The organism is Paenibacillus elgii NBRC 100335, assembly GCF_004000865.1.
Classification (GTDB): Bacteria; Bacillota; Bacilli; order Paenibacillales; family NBRC-103111; genus Paenibacillus_G; species Paenibacillus_G elgii.
The window spans coordinates 71,676-91,712 of sequence record NZ_BIMB01000027.1; the positions used below are offsets into that span (position 1 = coordinate 71,676).

The 20,037-nt window shown below is 56.6% G+C and carries 17 protein-coding genes; 13 read left to right on the forward strand and 4 right to left on the reverse strand.

The annotated features are described in order from the left end of the window. Positions 1-175: 175 nt before the first annotated feature. The 4 genes from PEL01S_RS19895 to PEL01S_RS19910 all read left to right on the forward strand — a co-directional run bounded on the left by PEL01S_RS19895 (position 176) and on the right by PEL01S_RS19910 (position 4,358). A complete protein-coding gene (locus tag PEL01S_RS19895) occupies positions 176-1,459 on the forward strand; it encodes a sugar ABC transporter substrate-binding protein (RefSeq protein ID WP_127461538.1) in 1,284 nt (427 codons plus the stop codon). Between the two features lie 86 nt (positions 1,460-1,545). Then, complete coding sequence (locus PEL01S_RS19900; protein WP_174806979.1) at positions 1,546-2,478, forward strand: carbohydrate ABC transporter permease; 933 nt, start codon at positions 1,546-1,548, stop codon at positions 2,476-2,478. A gap of 27 nt (positions 2,479-2,505) precedes the next feature. Next, positions 2,506-3,318, forward strand: coding sequence for a carbohydrate ABC transporter permease (locus tag PEL01S_RS19905; protein WP_036681062.1), 813 nt, complete (start codon positions 2,506-2,508; stop codon positions 3,316-3,318). A 41-nt stretch (positions 3,319-3,359) separates the two neighbouring features. Then, positions 3,360-4,358 (forward strand): zinc-dependent alcohol dehydrogenase, encoded by a 999-nt coding sequence (locus PEL01S_RS19910; RefSeq protein WP_127461539.1) that lies wholly within the window; start codon positions 3,360-3,362, stop codon positions 4,356-4,358. Positions 4,359-4,462: 104 nt separating this feature from the next. Here the strand turns inward: PEL01S_RS19910 and PEL01S_RS19915 are convergent, their stop codons facing one another. The 3 genes from PEL01S_RS19915 to PEL01S_RS19925 form a co-directional block, all read right to left on the reverse strand. Continuing rightward, entirely contained in the window at positions 4,463-5,752 is a 1,290-nt protein-coding gene (locus PEL01S_RS19915; RefSeq protein ID WP_127461540.1) for a right-handed parallel beta-helix repeat-containing protein, read from the reverse strand. A 193-nt stretch (positions 5,753-5,945) separates the two neighbouring features. Continuing rightward, a complete protein-coding gene (locus PEL01S_RS19920) occupies positions 5,946-6,881 on the reverse strand; it encodes an MraY family glycosyltransferase (protein ID WP_063179465.1) in 936 nt (311 codons plus the stop codon). Positions 6,882-7,045: 164 nt separating this feature from the next. Beyond that, on the reverse strand, positions 7,046-7,969 hold the full coding sequence (locus PEL01S_RS19925; RefSeq protein ID WP_127461541.1) for a DUF2167 domain-containing protein: 924 nt from the start codon (positions 7,967-7,969) through the stop codon (positions 7,046-7,048). Between the two features lie 214 nt (positions 7,970-8,183). Between PEL01S_RS19925 and PEL01S_RS19930 the strand changes: the two genes are divergently transcribed. Both PEL01S_RS19930 and PEL01S_RS19935 read left to right on the forward strand, forming a co-directional pair. Next, positions 8,184-8,330: a DUF4023 domain-containing protein gene (locus tag PEL01S_RS19930; RefSeq protein WP_010500805.1), complete on the forward strand. Its 147-nt coding sequence runs from the start codon at positions 8,184-8,186 to the stop codon at positions 8,328-8,330. A gap of 179 nt (positions 8,331-8,509) precedes the next feature. Beyond that, a complete protein-coding gene (locus PEL01S_RS19935) occupies positions 8,510-10,126 on the forward strand; it encodes a glycosyl hydrolase family 18 protein (RefSeq protein WP_127461542.1) in 1,617 nt (538 codons plus the stop codon). Here the strand turns inward: PEL01S_RS19935 and PEL01S_RS19940 are convergent. After that, positions 10,055-10,369 (reverse strand): hypothetical protein, encoded by a 315-nt coding sequence (locus tag PEL01S_RS19940; RefSeq protein WP_127461543.1) that lies wholly within the window; start codon positions 10,367-10,369, stop codon positions 10,055-10,057. The genes PEL01S_RS19935 and PEL01S_RS19940 overlap by 72 nt on opposite strands. A gap of 149 nt (positions 10,370-10,518) precedes the next feature. Here PEL01S_RS19940 and PEL01S_RS19945 point away from each other — a divergent pair, with 149 nt between their 5' ends. From PEL01S_RS19945 to PEL01S_RS19975, 7 genes are all read left to right on the forward strand, one after another. Then, positions 10,519-10,899 (forward strand): DUF2188 domain-containing protein, encoded by a 381-nt coding sequence (locus PEL01S_RS19945; protein WP_127461544.1) that lies wholly within the window; start codon positions 10,519-10,521, stop codon positions 10,897-10,899. Positions 10,900-11,373: 474 nt separating this feature from the next. Beyond that, entirely contained in the window at positions 11,374-12,957 is a 1,584-nt protein-coding gene (pckA, locus tag PEL01S_RS19950) for a phosphoenolpyruvate carboxykinase (ATP) (protein ID WP_127461545.1), read from the forward strand. Positions 12,958-13,160: 203 nt separating this feature from the next. Further along, entirely contained in the window at positions 13,161-14,894 is a 1,734-nt protein-coding gene (locus tag PEL01S_RS19955; protein WP_127461546.1) for an efflux RND transporter periplasmic adaptor subunit, read from the forward strand. A gap of 22 nt (positions 14,895-14,916) precedes the next feature. Then, the gene (locus tag PEL01S_RS19960; protein ID WP_063179479.1) at positions 14,917-15,636 is read left to right on the forward strand and encodes an ABC transporter ATP-binding protein; all 720 of its coding nucleotides are present in this window, start codon (positions 14,917-14,919) and stop codon (positions 15,634-15,636) included. Then, positions 15,633-16,811: an ABC transporter permease gene (locus PEL01S_RS19965; protein ID WP_127461547.1), complete on the forward strand. Its 1,179-nt coding sequence runs from the start codon at positions 15,633-15,635 to the stop codon at positions 16,809-16,811. The genes PEL01S_RS19960 and PEL01S_RS19965 overlap by 4 nt, the downstream gene beginning before the upstream one ends. A 38-nt stretch (positions 16,812-16,849) precedes the next feature. Then, positions 16,850-19,207, forward strand: a complete 2,358-nt coding sequence (locus tag PEL01S_RS19970) for a hypothetical protein (RefSeq protein ID WP_127461548.1) — start codon at positions 16,850-16,852, stop codon at positions 19,205-19,207. 312 nt (positions 19,208-19,519) lie between these two features. Further along, positions 19,520-20,037: chromate transporter (locus PEL01S_RS19975; protein WP_255320139.1), on the forward strand; the 518-nt coding region annotated here is incomplete at its 3' end.

The following is a 20,037-nucleotide window of genomic DNA, read 5'->3' on the forward strand; positions in this document are numbered from 1 at the left end:
AGAATGTGGTTGAAATTGATTTTCTAAGAACTGGATCATTATTGGTTCTCATGGCTGAAAGGGGGACGGCCCGTCCGTCAAAAGAAAGCAGCGTCAACTGTCGATCAAAGTCCGGTGGGTCCGAAACAAGTCATGGATTCGTCAGTTCAGTCTACAAGCGAGGAGGGTCACATCTATGACCAAACGTGCATTATCGATGATGCTGCCGGCTGTGCTTTCGCTCGGCATCGTATTGTCCGGCTGCAGCTCGGATGCGGGCAGTACTGACAACGCAGCCGCTCCGGGCGCGCCCGGGGATAAGGTGGCCGGAGAAATTACCGTATGGGGGCATCCTTATGTCGGTGACGATAAGAAGGAGCAGCTCAAGGCGTTCTGGAACGACACGATCGCCGCGTTCAAGCAGAAGTATCCCGACGTGAAAGTGAACTACGAAGAGATTCCGTGGAAAAACCGGGAGCAAAAAATATTGACGGCGCTCGCTGCCGGGTCCGGTCCGGACGTCTTCTATCAGCTTCCGGATCAAATTCCACAGTTTGCCGGCAATAATGCCCTGGAGCCGCTTGACGCCTACGCTAAGGACATCCGTACGGACGATTTCAGCAAGGGAGCGTTAGCCGGCGCAACTTATCAGGGTAAATTGTATGCGCTTCCGATTCTGCAGGAGGTCCAGACGCTGATCTACAACCCGGACGTAATCAAGGCGATCGGCGAAGATACGGCGAAGCTGCCGACGACCTGGGACGAATTTGACCGCTGGGCCGAGAAAGCGAAAGCCAAAGGCTATTACGCACGCAACTTCGAAGGCGGCGCGGGCTGCTGCAATGCCACGCTGTACCCCTTGCTGTGGCAGAGTGGCGGCAACGTGACGGACGACGGAGGCGGCATTATTTTGAACAATGACAAAGGCGTGCAGACGTTCGAGTATGTGAAGAAAATGTACGACAACGGCTGGATTCCGAAGGACTCGATCTCTAACGACAACCAGTTCCCCGAATTTTTGTCCGGCAAAATGCTGGCGGTCTGGGGGCAAGGCTCGACGCTGGCAACGCTGAAAGCGCAGAAAAAACCATATGTGATCGGGCCGCCGCTGAAAAAGGAGAAGCAGGCGAGCTTCGGCACGGTAGGCATGTTCGTCGTCTCGAAAACGAGTAAAAATAAAGCCGCTGCCGTCGAATTCGCCAAATTCCTCACGAATACAGATACGGCCAAAGCGTTCAATAAATTGACCGGCTATTTGCCTGTCCGCAAATCGGCGGGCGACATTTATAACGACGACCAAGACATGAAGGAATTTATGAAGTACGCGGATCTGACGATCCCTGGTATCTCCCATCCGGCCGCCCGCGGATTTATGCCCAAGATTCAAGCGGAGATCGGCGCGATGCTGGAAGGCAAGAAGACGCCGAAGCAAGCGGCCGATGCCGCCGCCGAAGCGCTTAAGCTCGACGCGAAAAAGTAATTCGAAAACTAAAGTGGCGGGGAGGGGCAGCGACTGCCGCCGCCTCTCTCTGCGCCTCGGACCTGCAGGAGGTGACGATTCGCCGTATGGAATCCGTACGAAACTTGCATATTGAACAGCACAGTAGGCTATCCGGCCGGATCGCGCTGAGCTGGAAAAAGAACGCCATCATCTACGTTTTTCTGGTGCCGGTGCTGCTGCATTTTGTCGTATTTCAGTTCGCTCCGCTCGTCTTCAGCTTCGTGCTGACTTTCATGGATTGGCCGATGATCGGCGAGCCGTCCTTCGCGGGTCTCGGCAATTGGGAACGGTTCCTGCAGGATAAGCTGGCCTGGCGGTCGATCTGGAACACGGTGCTTTTCTCGGTCTATTATATCGTGCCGACGATGGCACTCGGCTTGATTTTGGCGCTGCTCGTCTACTCCAGAGTCAAGCTGGTCGGACTGTTCAAAGGGATGTTCTTCCTTCCGGTCGTCACGTCGTTCGTCATCTTGTCTGGCATCTGGGCCTGGCTGTTCAAAGGAACGGACTACGGGGTGGTCAACCATCTGCTCAGCTATGTGGGGATCGAACCGCAGCTCTTTTTCTCCGATTCGAAGCAGGCGCTGCCGGTGCTGGCCGCTTTGAGCATTTTCAAAGTATGCGGCAGCACGATGGTATATTATTACGCCGGGCTGCAGTCGATTCCAGGGCACCTGTACGAAGCGGCGAAGATGGACGGCGCGACGGGCTGGCGAACGTTCTGGAGCGTCACGTTTCCGCTGCTGCTGCCGATTCATTTTTACGTGGCGATCATTACGACCATCGGTTCGTTTCAAATTTTCGACTCCGCGTTTCTATTGACGGGAGGCGGCCCGGATTATTCGACGACGACGATCGTGTATTACTTGTATCAGGAAGGCTTCACGTCGCTGCGCTTCGGCTACGGCAGCGTGCTGGCGTACGTGCTTTTTTTCATCATTTTCACGATCTCGCTCGTGCAGCGCAAATTTCTCGGCAAAGACGTGTCCTACCATTAAACTTCGCGGAGAAAGGAGGCGAATGGCATGACAGCTGGACGAAAAGCGCTGGTCTATATCCCGCTCGTGTTGGCGGGCATCGCGTTCATGTTCCCGTTTGTCGTCATGGTGCTCGGATCGTTCAAAAAGCTGGATGTGGCGCTCGCCGATCCTTCCTTTTGGATTCCCGACCGGCCGACCTGGTACAACTACGGTTACATTTTCAACAGTGGCAGCATGATGCGCTGGCTATTCAACTCGCTCGTTATAACTTTGGTACCGGTGGCGACGCAGATGTTTTTCGCCGGCGTGCTCGGATATATTTTCGCCAAAAAGCAGTTTCGGTTTAAAGAAACGATCTTCTGGTGCTTTATGGCGATGGTCATGATCCCGAACCAGATGTTAATTATCCCCAAGTACATCATGTTCAGCAAAATGCATTGGATCAACACGTATTCCGCCATTATCGTGCCGGAGCTGTGGGCGATCATGGGCGTATTCCTGGTGCGGCAGTTCATGCAGACGATCCCGAAGGATCTGGAAGAAGCGGCTTATCTCGACGGGGCCGGAGATTTCAAAATCTTGTTCCGGCTCATGGTGCCGCTGGCCAAGCCGGCGCTGGCGACCGTTGGAACGTTTGCGTTCATCTCATGCTGGAACGACTTGTTCACGCCGCTTATTTTTACGACGTCCGAGAAAATGTTCCCGCTTACCGTGGGTCTCGCCTCCTTGTTGACCAAGGAGGGCAACTTCGGCTTCGAAATGGCCGGTGCAGTCATTTCGTTCGTTCCAACGTTTTTGATCTTTTTGTTTTTCCAGCGTTACTTCACAGAGGGCATTACGATGTCCGGCTTAAAATAATGGATTTAGATTCGGTTGGGAAAGAGAGAGGGGAGACCATCATGAGGGCAGTAGTCGCCATCAACGGAGAGGCGGAGGTCAGACAAGTGCCCGAGCCGGTCGTGGAGCCGAATCGGATTCTGGTTCGCACCATATGTTCGGCGATCAGTCCGGGCACCGAGATCGCAATGAAAGAGCGGGCCGGCGCGAGTCCGGTCTCGCTTGGCTACAGTGCGGTCGGCACGGTGCTCCAAACCGGCGAAGGGGTGACGCATGTCCGTCCGGGCGACCGGGTTGCCTGCTATGGAGCCCCGTACGTGAAGCACGCGGAGCTGCTCGCCGTGCCGAAAGCACTTGCCATTCCGCTCCCGGACTCGTTGTCGGCCGAAGAGGCGGCATTCGTCGGTCTCGGAGCGATTGCGATTCACGGGCTTCGGCAAGCAGGGCTGCAATTCGGAAGCAAAGTAGCGGTGGTCGGGCTGGGCATTCTCGGTCAGCTCACCTGTCAGATTGCGGAAGCGGCGGGATACCGGGTGTACGCGCTGGACTTGCTGGAGGAGCGGTGCTCGATGCTCCGGCGTTCCGGGCTCCAAACGGTGTTTGCTTCTTACGAAGAGTTGGAGGCTTCGCTGCGGGCGGATTATTTGGTCGAAGGCGCGGATGCGGTCGTCTTGTGCGCCGGCGGCGGGGGCGCGGAGCTGTTGAACCGGTCACTGGGCTGGCTGCGGGACCGGGGCCGGATTGTCATTGTAGGGGACATGCATGCGGAGCTGTCCCGGGAGCTTATGTTTGCCAAAGAAGCGGAGCTGCACATCGCGCGTGCGGGCGGACCGGGGCGGTACGACACCGCTTACGAGCAGGATGGCGTCGATTACCCGGTCGGCTTCGTGCGCTGGACGGAAGGGCGCAACATGTATGAATATATCCGCTTGCTTGGCGAGCGGAAGATCGACGTCATGCCGCTCATTTCCAAGAAGCTTCCGGTGGACCGGGCGGGAGAGGCGTACGAAGGGTACTTGCGCGCCCCGAAAGAAACGCTTGGCGTGCTGCTTACGTATTGACCTAAACATAGCGAAGTGGGCGGCATGAGCAAATCCGGTTACGGGCTCTTCCAAAAAAGAAGAAGCCTGTAACCGGATTTGGCGTTATTCAGAAGGATTATTGATTATTGATAGGCTACGCTTTTCCATACCTCGCCGTTCCAGATTTCGAGCATCCCGGTAGTAATATTAAAATATTGAACACCGACTCCCATATGCCCATGATTCGGCCGGTCTTCCGTCGATCCCATCGCGTTAAGCGGCTCGAAGCGGATATTATATTTTTGATCTCCGGCCTTGTTCACAATCTTGTATGTCTTGGCACTCAGATGACAATTGATAATATGCGTTTCTTTGAATACTTCAATGCAGGTCGGGTTAGTTCCCGTATACCCGTCGATGATCGAGTCTTGAATCATCGTCCGATAGCCTCCCCCAGAAACGGCGACCGCATTATCCGAGCACGTAAAGGCGCAGCGGTAAAATCCGTTAAGTGACTGATTGTCGCCGAACTCGATCTTTACTTTGGCCAACCTGCCGGCGACGATGTCGCAATTCCAAAATACGTTTCGGTATCCCGTCTTGATGAGAACTCCGTAATTGGCGGTTGTGCCTCTTTCGATAATGCATTTATCGAACTCGTTGCCGGTGGATTGATTATGGAAAGCATTTTTGCCGTAACCGGTTAAGGACTTATTCGAATCAAACAAGATCCCTACGTCTCCGGGATCGTTAATCTCGCAGCGGTAGAAGGCGTTATTGCCAGCCCCATTGAGCAGGACGATGCCTTGTGTACAGCGTTCAATGTTCACGGACACGAACGTATTGTTTTGAGATGAATCCATTCGTATGGCCGGACCGAGTACATTTTCGATTTGAACGGCTTGAAATAATCGCTCCACGACGACAAAGGCCAGTTCGAGTCCGATTGTCGCAATCTGATTGCCATTGATGTACAATCCGGACATTTCTCCGTACCGATTTCCGTACTCGCTTGTGCCTTGGCTTGCAAATGTAAACATGCTTATAGGGGCTGCCGCTCTAATTTCGGAGGCATGTCCTACACCGTAAAAGCTGACATGCAATGGAACGCTGATCGTGTTTTTTATAAGATAGGTTCCGCCCGGGAAAAATACGGCTTTGCCGTTTTGACCAGCATAGGCAAAAGCATCGTTGATCGCCTTCGAGCTATCGTTTTTTCCGGTAGGATCGGCTCCGAAAGGAGCGTCCGTGACACTTACGAAATTTGAACTTGGGACATTGAGCGCAGCAGAGCCGTAAACGGCATTTGTAACGGAGTTTCCGTATACTTTGTCTACGCCACTTAAAAGACTGGCTCCAGCGGCGCCGACTCCGAGCGTTCCCAAGGAAGCGAGCAGTTTTCTTCTGCTGATTTGTTTGTTATCGTTATTCATGATCTGACCTCCATTTACTATACAATTCGTATCTATTATACGATTTTCCTTGAAATCGAGATACGTTTAGTATATAAAGAATCGTTAATATTAAGATTATTTAAGGTAGAGATGATTTTCACAATAAAAAAACAAGCCTTTCCGCAATTGCGCGGCAGGCTTGTTTTGCAATTCCTATAAATGACGCGATAGATTATACCGTAAGCAAAAGTAAAATGATCGAGGTTAAACTGAAGCACGTATTGATCAAGCAAAGAAACAGCACGACTTGCTTCGGATTCAAGCCGCTGCGCAGCAGCCGGTAATGCGCTTGGCTGGCGTCGGCCTGATAGATCGGCTTGCCGTTCATCATCCGTTTGAACACGACGAACAGGTTGTCGAAGATCGGTACGCCGAGCGCCAAGATCGGAACGAGCAGCGACAGCACGGTCGCGCCTTTGAACGCCCCGTCCAAGGCGATGACGCCGAGCAGAAAGCCGAATAGCGTCGCGCCCGCGTCGCCCATGAACACTTTGGCCGGGGGTTTGTTGTATTTCAAGTAGGCTAGCGCCGCTCCGACCAGGATGATGGCGAGCATCGCCGAATCGGACTGCGCTTTGGCCAGCGCGACAACGAACAGCGTGACCGCCGAAATCGCCGATAAACCGCCGGCCAGCCCATCCATGCCATCCGTAAAGTTAATGACTGTCGTCACCCCGAAAATCCACATGACCGTCAGAAAAAATTGCAGCCAGACCGGCAGAATGACGTCGCTTCCGGTGAACGGATTATGGAACCCGTAAAAGACGACGCCGGAGCTGTACACGATGACGGCTGCGGACAGCTGTACGATCAGCTTCGGCCAAGCGGCGAGTTCCTTGCCGTGGGTTTTATACCAGTCGTCCACCATGCCGATGACGAGAATCAGCAGCGATCCGGCCAGGATGGCGGCGGACTGCTTCCAATCGTCCCGTACGAAGCACAGGTAGGTGATCACAAACCCCACAAAGATGGCAAGTCCGGCCGTCAAGGGGATAGGTTCCCTATGTATTTTCCTTTCGTTGTCGACTTTGGGCTTATCGACAAAATCGATGCGAAACGCCAGGCGGCGCAGCGGGGGGATGAGCAAGAATACGATCGTAAATGACATAAGAAACGCGGCCACGTAAAGAATAAAAATCCCTCCACATTCCGTCAATAATCGAGTGGCTATGATTTCCCATTATACCACACGGCTTATCCGAGACAAAGCGCAGTCATCGGTTTATCAGGATTGCGTCAGGCAGCTTGGGCGGCTGAAGCTGTGATCGGTTGCTATGGCTGCGGGTTTGAGTTGTCTTCCTTGGCCGTCGTCTCCTGCGGAGCGGGTTGATCATTTTGCCGCGAACGCCTCATTCTGGATTTGATCCATGTCCAGCCGCCGGCAAGCAGGGCCACCACAATAACCCATCCTTTTTTCAAAAAGAGCGCAATCATGGCCAGCAGTCCGACTTTTTTGGCAACGGCCAGCCCGGCACCGCCCAAGATAAGGCCCGATAGACCGTATTCCGCTATTTTGTCCTTCGATGCGTCGAAGTCCTCGTACCGCTGGCCTTGTTTTGCGGCAATTTTGGGAATGATCTGACTGGCCAGCAGCTCCTGGTCCTTCGCGCGATGCGCCGGGTCGGAGATGAGAACAACTGAGATGTAGCCCGTTCGGGTCAGCATGCGGACGTTATAGTTCACAAGCGCTTCCTTCTGCGCATTCTGGGCGGCAATCGACCAGGTAAGGTTGTGCGTCTTCTCGTCGTAAAAAGGCTTCACGTCCCATCCGGTCACTTGCAGCTTGTTCTCATCCGGCACCTGCTTATTCTGTTCTTCCGTTCCTTCCCGGTAGCTCTTGAGAATCGCATCGGCGTTCAAATCTTTTTTTTCTTCATCTTTAATATGTCCGGTATCGATATATTCCAGAATGACTTCCCACTGCTCCTGCTCGTTGACGGGGAAGATGCTGCCGATTTCTTTGCCTGACGGAATATCCTTCGAATCCTTCAACAGCTTGCGGGTGTCGTCCCCGTTCAGAAAAACGAACGGAGCGCCTAAATCCAAGGTGGCCACCGTCCCGAGGTCGACCTTGGTCCCCCCTTGAATCCAGCGGTAGCTGCTGGTCCCTTTTGCTCCTTCGCCCTCAGCCGACGCTTGTCCGGCGACAAGCCCCAGCGAAAGCAGAAAAATCAAAGCAAGACGTAATGTTTTCAATCCAATCCCTTCCTTTTGTCGGTTCTTTGTTAGGACATACTTTCCTTTTATCGGATCGGTGAACAATAAATTAATAAATCTAAAAGAAATTTAATAATAAAATATTTATCCGCTATGGTATCGCGCAGGCCCACTCGATTCTCAACCTGGCGTTTGCCCCATATTTTTCGGCGGCAAGGGCATAATAGCGTCGACGAAAGGAGGGATAGCATAGATGAGAGACGACTTGACCGGCGATACGGAAGCCTGGCTGAACAAGCTGCACGAAACGCAGGAGAAGGATGAGAAAAACCGGGAGCATCAGGGGAAAGGCCATCCCGGGAAGCAGCTGCCGACAAAGCGGAAAAGCAACCAAGACTGATTCCGTACCTAAAGCCCGCCGGAAGCAACGCTCCGTCGGGCTTTGCGCTATCGTGGCGTATGGCATGGACATCAGCTTGGTATCAGGCAGTTGTCAGACAGCCATCAGCCGGTCCGAGCGCAACCTCCTCTCTCTTCGTGGCGTATAATTTTACGCTACCATAGAGAGGGGAAGACGGAATGATGAAGAAAATGGCGCTGCTTGCGGCAGGAATGCTGTTGGCGGCTGCGGGAACGGCTTCCGCTTATGAAGCGCAGTTGAAGCCGTTTGCGGATCTGGCGCCCAAGGACTGGTCCGAGGACGCCGTATACTCCTTGTCGGCGCTCGGGGTGATCGAGGGCTACGAAGACCTGACGTACCGCCCGAACGATTCGTTGTCCCGGGAAGCGTTCGTCAAGCTGCTCGTGAACGCGGCACGCCCGGATGGCGGGAGCGTTCAGGGCGAAGGGGGCTTGAAGCTAAAGGATGTGCCGGCGGAGCGATGGTCTTATCCTTACATTACCGCGGCGCTGAACAAGCAGTGGATCGATTTTATGCCGGATGCGTCAGGTGCGCTTCGTCCGGAACTTGCGGTGAAGCGGGAGGAAGTGGCCGCCGCCATCGGAAAATATTTGCTGAGCCTGGAAGCATCGGATGTCGCGAAGCGCTGGACGGAAGGTGAATGGACGAAGGAGCGGGAGCTGCGGCGCTTTTCCGATGATGGGGCGATAAATCAGAGTCTGGCGCCCTACGTTTATTTTGCCGTCCGCCAAGGGATTATGGAAGGCGATGCGAACGGGTTTCGTCCCGCCAGCTCTTTGACGCGCAAGGAAGCCGCCGCGACGATGTACCGGCTGCTGAATGCCGGAATCGCGCAGCGAAAGCTTGAGGTGACCGGCTTCTATGCGATTCGTTCATACTCTGCCATCCAGCGGATGCCGCTGCTCGATCGCGTCGCGTTCGGCTGGTCCCGTTTATCCTACGAGGGTGCCGGAAGCGCGAAGCTGGATACGAAGTCGACGGAGTATCGGTTTCCGGACGGCTGGCAGGAGCCCGTCGATGCCGCTACCCGGGCGAAGCTCGGCAAGGAGCTGATGATCTTCGCAACCGAGCCGCGCGACCGCGTGAAGGAGTTTCTCCAGGATGCCGCGGCGCGGAAAAGCTTCATCGAATCGCTGAAATCCGTGCTGTCTGAATCGGGAGAGGCGTTCACGGGAATTAGCCTCGACCTGGAAGGGCTGAAGGAAGCGGACGCTGCCGCGGACTATGTGGCGTTTTTGCGTGAAGTGAAGGCGGGACTCGGGAGCAAAACGTTAACGGTGGCCGTACCGCCGACGTATTACTATAAAGGGTACGACCTGCGTGGAATCGGCGAAGTGGCGGATAGCGTCATTTTGATGGCTTACGATTTCACCCATCAAGATTCTGGGCTGCCTTCGGCTCCGCTGCCGTTGGTTAGCGATACGGTGAAGCAAGCGCTCCTTTCCGTTCCTAAAGAGAAGCTGGTGCTGGGCATTTCGAAGCAGGCGAATCAGTGGGTCACGGCGGGAGGGAAGGTGACGCTGGCGCAGCCGGATATCGCGGAGGTGGAGAAGCGGATCGCTTCCCCGGGCATAGCGTTGAACCGCACTTATCCTTATTTTCTGAAGCAAATTGCCTTTCAAGACGAGCGAGGCAGCCATACGATCTATTACGAGGATGCGGACAGCATCGCCAAGAAGCTGTGGTTGGCCAAGTATTACGGGCTAAAAGGCGTCTCGCTGTGGCACATGGGGAATGTGACCGCAGCCGATTGGGACACGATAGCGAAGCGATAAGCAAGGCGCAATAAGGCAAAAGGCTGCACGCCTGACGGATCGTCGGGCGGCAGCCTTTTTGGCTTGCGTGCGGTTAGAGCCGAGCCGGGAGAAGCTTTCCGTCCTGGCACCGAGATCGACCGCCCGTGCACCGGTATTCAAAGCGCCGTGCGCTTCCAGCCAATTGGCCAGCCTCGCAGGCAGCTCGTCGCGGTAACGGGCGTAGTCCTGCGAGAGGTTTCCGAAATTCACTTGTTCTTTCATTATATATATCGCCTCCTGAACACAGTCGGCCGAATAAGGAATAACAGGGGTGTTCTCCGAGTCGGTGGGAAGATCGGGGTGCTTGTTTCGCTACAGGCTCGGCGGGTAAGTAAAGAACGTAAGGCCAGTCAGGAGAGGAGGTTGTTTCCGTGCCGTGGAACAAACGAGATTATCCGGTCTCCATGAAAAACCTGGAGCCTCGAGTGAGGGAGAAGGCCGTCGACATCGCGAATGCGCTGCTAGATGAAGGATATGATGAAGGGCGGGCGATTGCCATCGCGACCGCCAAAGCGAAGGAATGGAACGAGGAGCATCCGGAGCATCGGTCGAAGAAGCGCCGCCCCAAGCTCCATGTCGTCCCGCATGAGGACGGCTGGGCCGTGAAGGAAGAAGGCGGTGCGGTGCGTTATCAAGCAGGCACCAAGCTGGAGGCTGTGGACCGGGCGAAGGAATGGGCTTCCGACGCGAATACGAGCGCGATCGTGCACCGCAGAGACGGTACCGTAGAGACGTCGCATAATTATTCCTAGCCTTTCAGGCTAGGCCGAATACATCGAAATTCCTGGTGATTCAGGGCGATGCCGGGGATGAGACGTTCTGCCGGGAAAACGTAAAGCGGAACGTCGAGACCTTCGGCGGGCTGGACATTGTGGAGAACAATAGGGGTGAGCATCTCCGCAGCATCGCCTCGACGACATCTCGCAGAAGCAGCTTGATGAGGAGAAGGTGGCGAAATTTGACATCGCCTCGCCGATGAAGCGGCCCGGACAGCCTGAAGAGCTCGGAACGGCCTATGCGTTTCATAACATGCGTATAACCTGAGAGGGATTATCCGGCGTTCGGTTCGGATAAACCCTCTTTTTTTACCCCATCCTTAGATTGGTTATGTTTGCGGAATTATTAGTATAAACCGTGAACATTATGATCAAATAGTATACAATATATAAATGAATAGTGTACAATAAATGAGAATGACATGAAGACAGAAAGGGTTGGGGCATTACATGAAAACGACGGAGTACAGCTTCGATACGGCGGCGCTTCTTGCCGGGGGGAACGTTCATTATAATTTGCCGGTTCCTGTTTTGGTTCAAGCCGCGTTGAAGCGGCAGGAGGGGGAGCTTGCATCCAGTGGGGCGCTGCGGGCCTTTACCGGAAAATTTACGGGCCGTTCGCCCAAGGATAAATATATCGTGCAGGAGGCTTCCGTCGACGGCCACATCGCTTGGGGAGCCGTCAACCAGCCGATGGCGGAGCAGCACTTCGATCGTTTATTAGCCAAAGCGGCACAATATATGAAGGAACGCGAACTGTACGTGTTTGACGGCTTCGCCGGTGCGGATGAAGAATACCGGCTGCCGATTCGCGTTGTGAACGAATATGCGTGGCACAATCTGTTCGTGCGTCAGCTGTTTATTCGCCCGACGGCGGAGGAATTGAAGGAGCACCGTGCGGAATTTACGGTGATTGCGCTGCCCGGCTTGCAGGCCGACCCTGCCACAGACGGGACGAAATCAGGCACATTCATCGCTGTTTCGATGGAGAAGCGCATCGTGCTGATCGGCGGAACGGAATATGCAGGCGAGATGAAAAAGTCGATTTTCAGCGTGCTGAACTATTTGCTGCCTTTCCGCGGCGTGTTTCCGATGCACTGCTCGGCCAACGTCGGAGACAAGGGCGACGTGGCGCTGTTCTTCGGACTGTCCGGCACGGGTAAAACGACGCTGTCCGCCGACCCGAACCGCCGCTTGATTGGCGACGACGAGCACGGCTGGTCGGACCGCGGCGTGTTCAACTTCGAGGGCGGCTGCTACGCCAAATGCATCGGGCTTACCGAAGAGAAGGAGCCGCAAATTTGGAATGCGATCCGGTTCGGAGCCGTGCTGGAAAATGTAGTGCTGCGGCCGGGCACACAGGAAGCGGATTACAACGACGGTTCCCGCACGGAAAATACGCGGGCCGCTTACCCGCTTGAATCGATCGCGAACGCGGTGATCCCCGGTACGGCGGGACATCCGGAGACGATTGTCTTCCTGACGGCCGACGCGTTCGGGGTGCTCCCTCCGATTGCGAAGCTGACGAAGGAGCAGGCGATGTATCATTTTCTGTCCGGCTATACATCCAAGCTCGCCGGAACGGAGCGCGGCGTGACGGAGCCGGAAACGACGTTCTCCGCTTGCTTCGGGTCGCCGTTCCTACCGCTGAGTCCGAGCGTTTACGCGGAGATGCTTGGACGCAAGATCGACGAGCACGAAGCCCGCGTCTACCTGGTGAACACCGGCTGGTCCGGAGGACCTTATGGGGTAGGAAAGCGGATGAATTTGGCGTACACCCGCGCGATGGTCACGGCGGCCTTGGAAGGCAAGCTGGAGCATGGGGAATTTACCCCGGACCCGGTATTCGGCGTGCTGGTGCCAAGCCACGTTCCCGGCGTACCGGATGAAGTGCTGCAGCCGCGCAGCACGTGGGAGGACAAACAAGCTTACGACGCTAAAGCTCGGGAGCTTGCCGAACGATTCGTCAGCAACTTCGGGAAGTTCGCAGATGCGCCTGAGGCGGTTCGCGCCGCTGGTCCTCGTTTGAGTTAAGCTTAATTTGGAATACGTCAGCACCAGCCTGCAACAACGATTTTATCGTTGCTGCGGGCTTTTTGGCGTTCCTTCGTCGCAGCACCGGACGGCCGCTCTTACTTTAAGTTGGGATTAAGCGACATTTCACTTTTTTTTCACAAACGGGTGCTACATTGAAAGGGGTAATCGAGCTACATCGAGTTTAGAAAGGAGATACGCGGATGGCGTGGCTGCGCTACAAAAAATGGATCATCGGCGTCCTCGGCCTCTTGGTGGTCGGAGCCGGAACGTATGTGTATTTGCAACAGAAACCGAAAAAGTCGGCCGCCAGCGTACAGGAAAAGACGGTCGAGGTTAAAAAAGGGGGAATCCGGTCAACGGTTTCCGGTACTTCTCAATTCGAGGCAAGGGACATGCAGAACATTATCGCTCCCGCGGACGGAACGATCAAGACGATGAACCTGACCCGGAACCAGCCGGTTAAAAAAGGCGACGTGCTGGTGGAAATCGCCGATCCGACGCTTGAAACGAACCTGCAGGAAGCACGAACGAGTCTTCAGCAGACGGAAAATGATTTGAACGATCTGCGGAACCAGCAGGGGAATATGCGGATTACCGCTCCGATCAGCGGCAAGCTGACGTTGTCCGGCAACCTGGACGCGGGCTCGAACACGACCAAATCGAGCCGCGTGGGGACGATTGCGGATCTGTCCTCGTTGACGGTGAAGCTGCCGTTTTTGCTGGAGGATGCGACGCAGTTGAAGAAGGGCGACACGCTCGATCTCGCTCCCGACGGCTTCCTGCTGACGAAGACGGGAACGATCACATCGGTAGGGACATTGACGAGGTCGGACAGCACCGGCAGCAAGCTGGTCGATGTCGAAGTGACCGTAGCGAACGACGGAACGCTGGATGCCGGAATGAAAGTGAAAGGGACGGCGACGATTGGCGGACGCAGCGTCGACTCGCAGGAGAAGGCTGCGCTGGATTACATAAAAACCGAGACGGTGTTCGCTGGGGCGAACGGAAGCATCCGCGAACTGAAAGTCAAGTCCGGAAGCCATGTAGACAAAGGCGATCTGATCGCTGTGATCGGTAGCGACACCCTAAACGGCGATATTTTGAACAAGCAGGCGACGATCGAGCGTCAGAAGGCGACGATTACGAGCCTGGAGGACAAGTTAAACCAATTGACGCTCAAGGCGCCATTTGACGGGGTATTTTCCACGGATTTTGCCAACAAGAAAACGAATGTACTGGCGAGCTATCCGGTAGGGGCCAAAGTCGAAGGGACGACCTTGTTCGGCGCGGTGGCCAGCCTCGATTTCATGCAGCTTCCCATTCAGGTCGACGAGCTCGATCTGCCGAGCGTGAAGAGCGGGATGAAGGCAGAAGTGACCGTCGATTCGCTGCCAGGGCGCAAATTTGAAGGAGAAGTGACCCAGGTGTCCACGGTCGGAACGACGACCAACGGGGTGACGTTCTACGACGCGGTGGTGGCGGTCAAAAATACGGGCGACCTGCGCTACGGTATGACGGGAACCGCGAACATTTTGATCCAGGATAAAAAGGACATTCTCGTCCTGCCGATGGAGGCGCTCCAGCAGCAAAAAGGCAAACGGTTCGTTACCGTGGAAGGGCCCGACGGCAAGCAGGAAGAGAAGGAGATTAAGATCGGCATCCGCAGCAAAACGGATGTGGAGGTTACCGAAGGGCTCAAGGAAGGCGACAAAGTCGTCGTGCCCGTGCGGCAGCAGCGGCAAAATTTAAGCCAGGCCGATATCGACAGGCTGCGTCAGCAGTTCCAGGGCGGCCAAGGCGGCGGATTTCCGGGCGGCGGCAATTTCCAGTTCGCTCCGGGCGGTGGCGGCGCAGGAGGCGCGGGCGGCTCAGGCGGCGGGAATACCGGCGGCGGAAGTCGTTCCAACGGAGGCGGCGGCCAATCCGGCAGATAACGGCGAAAGGAGGAATCCCGGCATGGAACCGATGATTGAGCTGAAGCACATTACGAAGGAATATGAACGGGGCGCGGAAAAGCTGCGCATATTGAACGACCTGTCGCTCACGGTGGAGCGGGGGGACTTCGTTGCTATCGTCGGGCCGAGCGGCTCCGGGAAGTCGACCCTGATGAACACGATCGGCTTGCTGGACGTGCCGACCTCCGGCTCCTACAAGCTGGACGGCGTGGCGACCGAGAAGATGACGGACAACCAGCTCGCAGAGCTGCGGAATAAAAAAATCGGCTTTATTTTTCAACAGTTCAACCTGCTTCCCAAGCTTACGGCGCTGGAAAACGTGGAATTGCCCTTGCTTTACTCGGGCGTACCGGCCAGGAAGCGCCGTGAGACGGCGCTTCAGATGCTGGAGCTGCTGGGTATGGGCCAGCGCGGCCATCATAAACCGAGCGAGCTGTCCGGGGGACAGCAGCAGCGGGTAGCAATTGCGCGCGCGCTGGCGGTGTCGCCGTCGCTGATGCTGGCCGACGAGCCGACGGGAGCGCTCGATTCCAAGACCGGCAAGGAAGTGCTGGAGCTGATTATCCGGCTTAACGAACAGGGCAATACGATCGTGCTGATCACGCACGATCTGCATATCGCCGAGAACGCCAAACGCGTGGTGTCGATCCGGGACGGCCTGATCGTGCGTGACGAGAGACTGGCTGAGATTCCGGCCGGAGCGGCGGGTGTAACGGCATGAGAACGACGGAACTAATCACCATGGCGCTGCGGACGGTGCTGTCCAATCCGATGCGCACGATGCTCACCATGCTCGGCGTGATTATCGGCGTCAGCTCGGTCGTCACGCTTGTTGCGATCGGACGTGGCACGTCGGACCAAATCGAGAAGCAGTACGAGAACCTGGGCACGAACATGCTCGTCGTCAACGTGCTGGGGACGGGGCGGGCGCAGCAGCTCGACTACAACGATCTGATGCAGCTGGAGCAGCTGCCGGAGTTTTCCTCGATCGCCCCGACGATCAATAAAGCGAACTCCAATATCAAGTACGACCGGACGCAGGAGAAATATACGGTGACCGGTACGAACGACCGCTATCTCAGCATTATGAAGGGCCAGCTGGAGACCGGACGCTTCATCGTCGACGCCGATCTTGAATTCCGCAACCCGGTGGCTGTGCTCGGCAGCGAGGTGTCGAAAACGTATTTCGGCACGCTCGACCCGATGGGCGAGCAGATCAACATTGACGGCGTCGTCTTCACGGTGGTCGGCAAGCTGAAAAGCAAAGGCACCGGGGCGGGCGGCACATCGATGGACAATGCGGTCTTCGTCCCGCTCACGACGGCGCAGCGCACTTTCAAGCTCGGCAATATCCGGACGACCTATATCGATACGCCGACGAAGGAAGACATCTACAAAGCGCAGGATACGATGAAGCAGTATTTGACCTATAAATTCAAAAGCGATCAAGGCTTCAATCTCATCAATCAGGATGAGCTGATGAACGCGCGGGTCGCCGCATCGAGCACGCTGACGAATCAGCTGATCAGCGTGGCCTGCATCTCGCTGCTGGTCGGCGGCATCGGCATTATGAATATTATGCTGGTCACGGTAAGCGAGCGGACGCGGGAAATCGGCATCCGCAAGTCGATCGGGGCGAAGCGGCGCAACATCCTGATGCAGTTTCTCGTCGAGGCGACGGTCATCAGCGGCATCGGCGGCCTCATCGGGCTGCTGCTCGGCAGCGGTCTGGCGCTTGTCTGGCCGATGATCAATCCGAGCCAGACGACCAAGCTGTCGATGGATATCGGATTGTATGCGTTCCTGTTCTCCGTGCTTGTCGGCGTCGTGTTCGGCCTGTACCCGGCGAACAAAGCGTCCAAGCTTCGTCCGATCGATGCGCTCCGCTTCGATTAAGTTTGACATCCGGTTTTTACCAAAGGAGGAAGCAGCTTTTGAAAAGCTTAAACATGTTAACGAAACCGTCCCGTACGGCTTGGCTCGGAGCGCTCGCGATAAGCGCTGTATGCCTGTCGGCTTCCGTGCCGGCTGCTTATGCGGGAAAACCGGGCGTTTTTGTAGCGAACGACACTTACTTTACACTGGAGAACGCATCGCTTGCCCCAGGCGGTGATTCGCCGCTGATGCAGTTCTCGCTGAAGCTTCATAACGGCGGCAGCGGCGCTGTCGATTTCAACGGATACGGCGTCCGGGTGGTGGATGAGGCGGGGAACCGCTATCCGGCGCGCTTGGGCAGCAAGCAAAGCGCCCGTGTCCAGGCAGGCAAGGAGCAGACGTTCGATTTTTACTCCCAGCTTGCGCCGGGCGTCAAGGTCGAGGGGCTGAAGGTGGACCTGTATGCCTGGGACGGCAGCGGGGCCGATCAGACGCGCGACATTGGCGCGCTGCCCGTGGCGGGATCGCTTCCCGGAGGGGTATCGACGGCTTCGCAGACCGTTGTGCGGCTCAAAGACGCAGATCCTGCAGCCAAAGAGGATGTATTCCTTACGTTCGTGCAGGGGGACGGCTTCCGCGTCGTCGAGAACGGCAAGCCGTATCTGTATATGAATCTGTATGTGACCAACAGCGGCAAAACGGAAGCAACGCTTCCGTCAGGCCTTCAATACCGGCTGCTGACGTCCGACGGGCGAACGCTTGCCGCCGCCCTTTCCGGCTCGGACAGCTCTTCGCTGCTGCCGAATGAAACTGTTCAGCGGACCGTGAAGGCCGAGCTCTCCGAACAGTCCGTCGGCCCGTTGACCTTGCAGTTGGTGACGTCGGATGCGGGCGAGGACAAAGTGCTTGGCGGCCTGCCGCTTGGCGAGCTTCCGCCGGCAATCAAGCTCGGCAGCGAGAAGCCGCTGGCCCGTTACGGAACGGGCAGCGGACTGACGGTTGTCGCCGAGAAAGCGACGGCAATCCGTCAGGAAGACGGCATGCTCGTGCAGTCGACCGTGACGGTGCGCAATGATAGCGACCGGATGATCGCGGTACCCGCGTTGACCGGAGCTTACCAGTTCGGCAAAGACGGCTTCACAACGGCTTCGGAAGCCCGTTCCTCGCGCGACGCTTATTTGGCGCCGAAAGCCGCGGTATCGTTCAGCTACACGGCGCTGCTCCCGTCCGGCGTTGAGCCGGACGCAGCGGAGCTTGTGGTCCGCGTGAAGGAGGACACGGCTGCGACGGGGTCAAGCGCCGGCTCGGGCACGACAGCGTCCGCCAGCGGCGGGAGCGCGTCCACCGGCGCGAATACGGCTAACAGTGGAACCGCCGGAAGTGCTGCCAGCACGGGAACAAGCGCATCCGGCACAACATCCGGCTCGTCAGCAGGCGGTTCTGCTTCGGGCTCGTCCTCTGCGGCAGGAAGCACTAGCGGCACCAGTGCTGCAAGCGGCACGAGCGGACAGACGAAGACAGGGACGAGCGGAAGCGGTGCAACAAGCTCCTCGTCCGGCACGAAGACGGACGGGCGGCCGGTGATGGTCGTCGGCCTCCAAGGCATTGCGCAGCAGTACAACCCGACGATGGCGGCCAAAAATTACGAGTACGGTACGCCGCTGCCCCTTGCGGCAAGCAGCCTGATCGACTCGAAGCTGGACATGTCGCTTGTCGAGCTGCATTTGCACGAAAATACCGATTACGGATACAAAACGGCCATTGCCAAAGTGAAGTACACGAACCGCGGAAGCTCGGTCCTGACGCTTCCGGACATCGGCACGGAGCTGCTGAACTCGCAAGGGCTGGCTTTCCCTGGCGTCCGGCAGACGACGGCGGCTTCCACCATCATGCCCGGAACGAGCTATGTCGTCGCATATTCGTTCATGGTGCCGGCGGACGAAAAAGGGGACAATATCGCCTTCCGCGTGACGGACCCGAAAGCGATCGCGCCGGCCAAGCTGGATCTCGGCACGTTCCGCATCGCCGCGCAGCGGGAAGAGGAGTACGGTAAAATCAGCTTCTATCCGTTCGACGTTACCATCGATGCGAACAATCTGGCGACGACCTACAGCACATCGACCGGCTATTCGTATCATCTGAACTTGTCGCTAACGATCGAGCAGCGGGAACCGGTCATCATCGACCAGAACTTTTCGAAGATGGAGTTCGAGCTTGTCGATGGGCTCGGCCGGGTGCTCGGCTCGCAATCTGCCGGTTTTACCGGCACGCAGAAGCTCATCACCGGCACGCAGCGCATTTCGTTCACGAACGTCAAGACGGAGCAGATCGAATCGGGCGTGACGATCCGCGTATACGAGACGATCGATACGCCGAACGGACCGGCCAAACGTCTGGTCCGGGAGTTCCAACCGTAAATGGAGCCCCCTCTGTCAAACAGAGGGACAGCAAAAGAAGGCATCCCCGGCCGTGCTTGCCACGGGCGGAGGATGCCTTCTTTTTCAGCGGTTGAGCCCGCAGAGGACCGGTTTATAAAAAAATTACAAAAAATTACTTGAATCGAACCGGAAAATCTGTTTTGATGAAAAAGTGACTACCAAATATAACCTTCGCTTACAAAAAAGGAGTGTTTTCGACACGTGCCTGTAAGTCCGAACGATACATCCGCTCCGCCACGGAATGAAGAAGATATAAACTCCGCCGGATCGTCCCGGCCCCGGAACGGATTTGTGCGGTTACTGGAAATCGGCGCCGCTTCCGCCAAGCTGGGGCTGACCTCCTTTGGAGGACCTGTGGCGCATCTCGGTTATTTCCGGGACGAGTATGTCGTCAAGCGCAAGTGGCTGGACGAGCGGGGCTACGCCGATCTGGTCGCTTTGTGCCAGTTTTTGCCCGGACCGGCCAGCAGTCAGGTCGGTATCGGGCTTGGCATCATCCGCTCCGGCTTGTTTGGAGGGGTGGTCGCCTGGCTCGGCTTCACGCTCCCGTCCGCTCTCGCGATGGCTCTGTTTGCGCTCGCGCTGCATGGGACGCCCGTCGCCCAGGCCGGGTGGCTCCACGGGCTGAAGCTTGTCGCCGTCGCCATCGTCGCGCAGGCGGTGCTTGGCATGGGCCGTAGTCTGGCGTCCGACCGGCCCCGCGCCACGCTGGCCGTTGCGGCGGCCACGTTCGCCCTGCTGGCCCCTAGCGCCGTGACGCAAGTGGCCTTGATCGCCGCCGCCGGCCTGTTCGGGGCCTGGCGGTTTCG

Bases quoted from the DNA above. Each gene is read 5' to 3' on its own strand.
- PEL01S_RS19895 (WP_127461538.1), top strand. From the start codon at position 176: ATGACCAAACGTGCATTATCGATGATGCTGCCGGCTGTGCTTTCGCTC.
- PEL01S_RS19900 (WP_174806979.1), top strand. From the start codon at position 1,546: ATGGAATCCGTACGAAACTTGCATATTGAACAGCACAGTAGGCTATCC.
- PEL01S_RS19905 (WP_036681062.1), top strand. From the start codon at position 2,506: ATGACAGCTGGACGAAAAGCGCTGGTCTATATCCCGCTCGTGTTGGCG.
- PEL01S_RS19910 (WP_127461539.1), top strand. From the start codon at position 3,360: ATGAGGGCAGTAGTCGCCATCAACGGAGAGGCGGAGGTCAGACAAGTG.
- PEL01S_RS19915 (WP_127461540.1), bottom strand. From the start codon at position 5,752: ATGAATAACGATAACAAACAAATCAGCAGAAGAAAACTGCTCGCTTCC.
- PEL01S_RS19920 (WP_063179465.1), bottom strand. From the start codon at position 6,881: ATGTCATTTACGATCGTATTCTTGCTCATCCCCCCGCTGCGCCGCCTG.
- PEL01S_RS19930 (WP_010500805.1), top strand. From the start codon at position 8,184: ATGAGAGACGACTTGACCGGCGATACGGAAGCCTGGCTGAACAAGCTG.
- PEL01S_RS19935 (WP_127461542.1), top strand. From the start codon at position 8,510: ATGATGAAGAAAATGGCGCTGCTTGCGGCAGGAATGCTGTTGGCGGCT.
- PEL01S_RS19940 (WP_127461543.1), bottom strand. From the start codon at position 10,369: ATGAAAGAACAAGTGAATTTCGGAAACCTCTCGCAGGACTACGCCCGT.
- pckA (WP_127461545.1), top strand. From the start codon at position 11,374: ATGAAAACGACGGAGTACAGCTTCGATACGGCGGCGCTTCTTGCCGGG.
- PEL01S_RS19955 (WP_127461546.1), top strand. From the start codon at position 13,161: ATGGCGTGGCTGCGCTACAAAAAATGGATCATCGGCGTCCTCGGCCTC.
- PEL01S_RS19960 (WP_063179479.1), top strand. From the start codon at position 14,917: ATGGAACCGATGATTGAGCTGAAGCACATTACGAAGGAATATGAACGG.
- PEL01S_RS19965 (WP_127461547.1), top strand. From the start codon at position 15,633: ATGAGAACGACGGAACTAATCACCATGGCGCTGCGGACGGTGCTGTCC.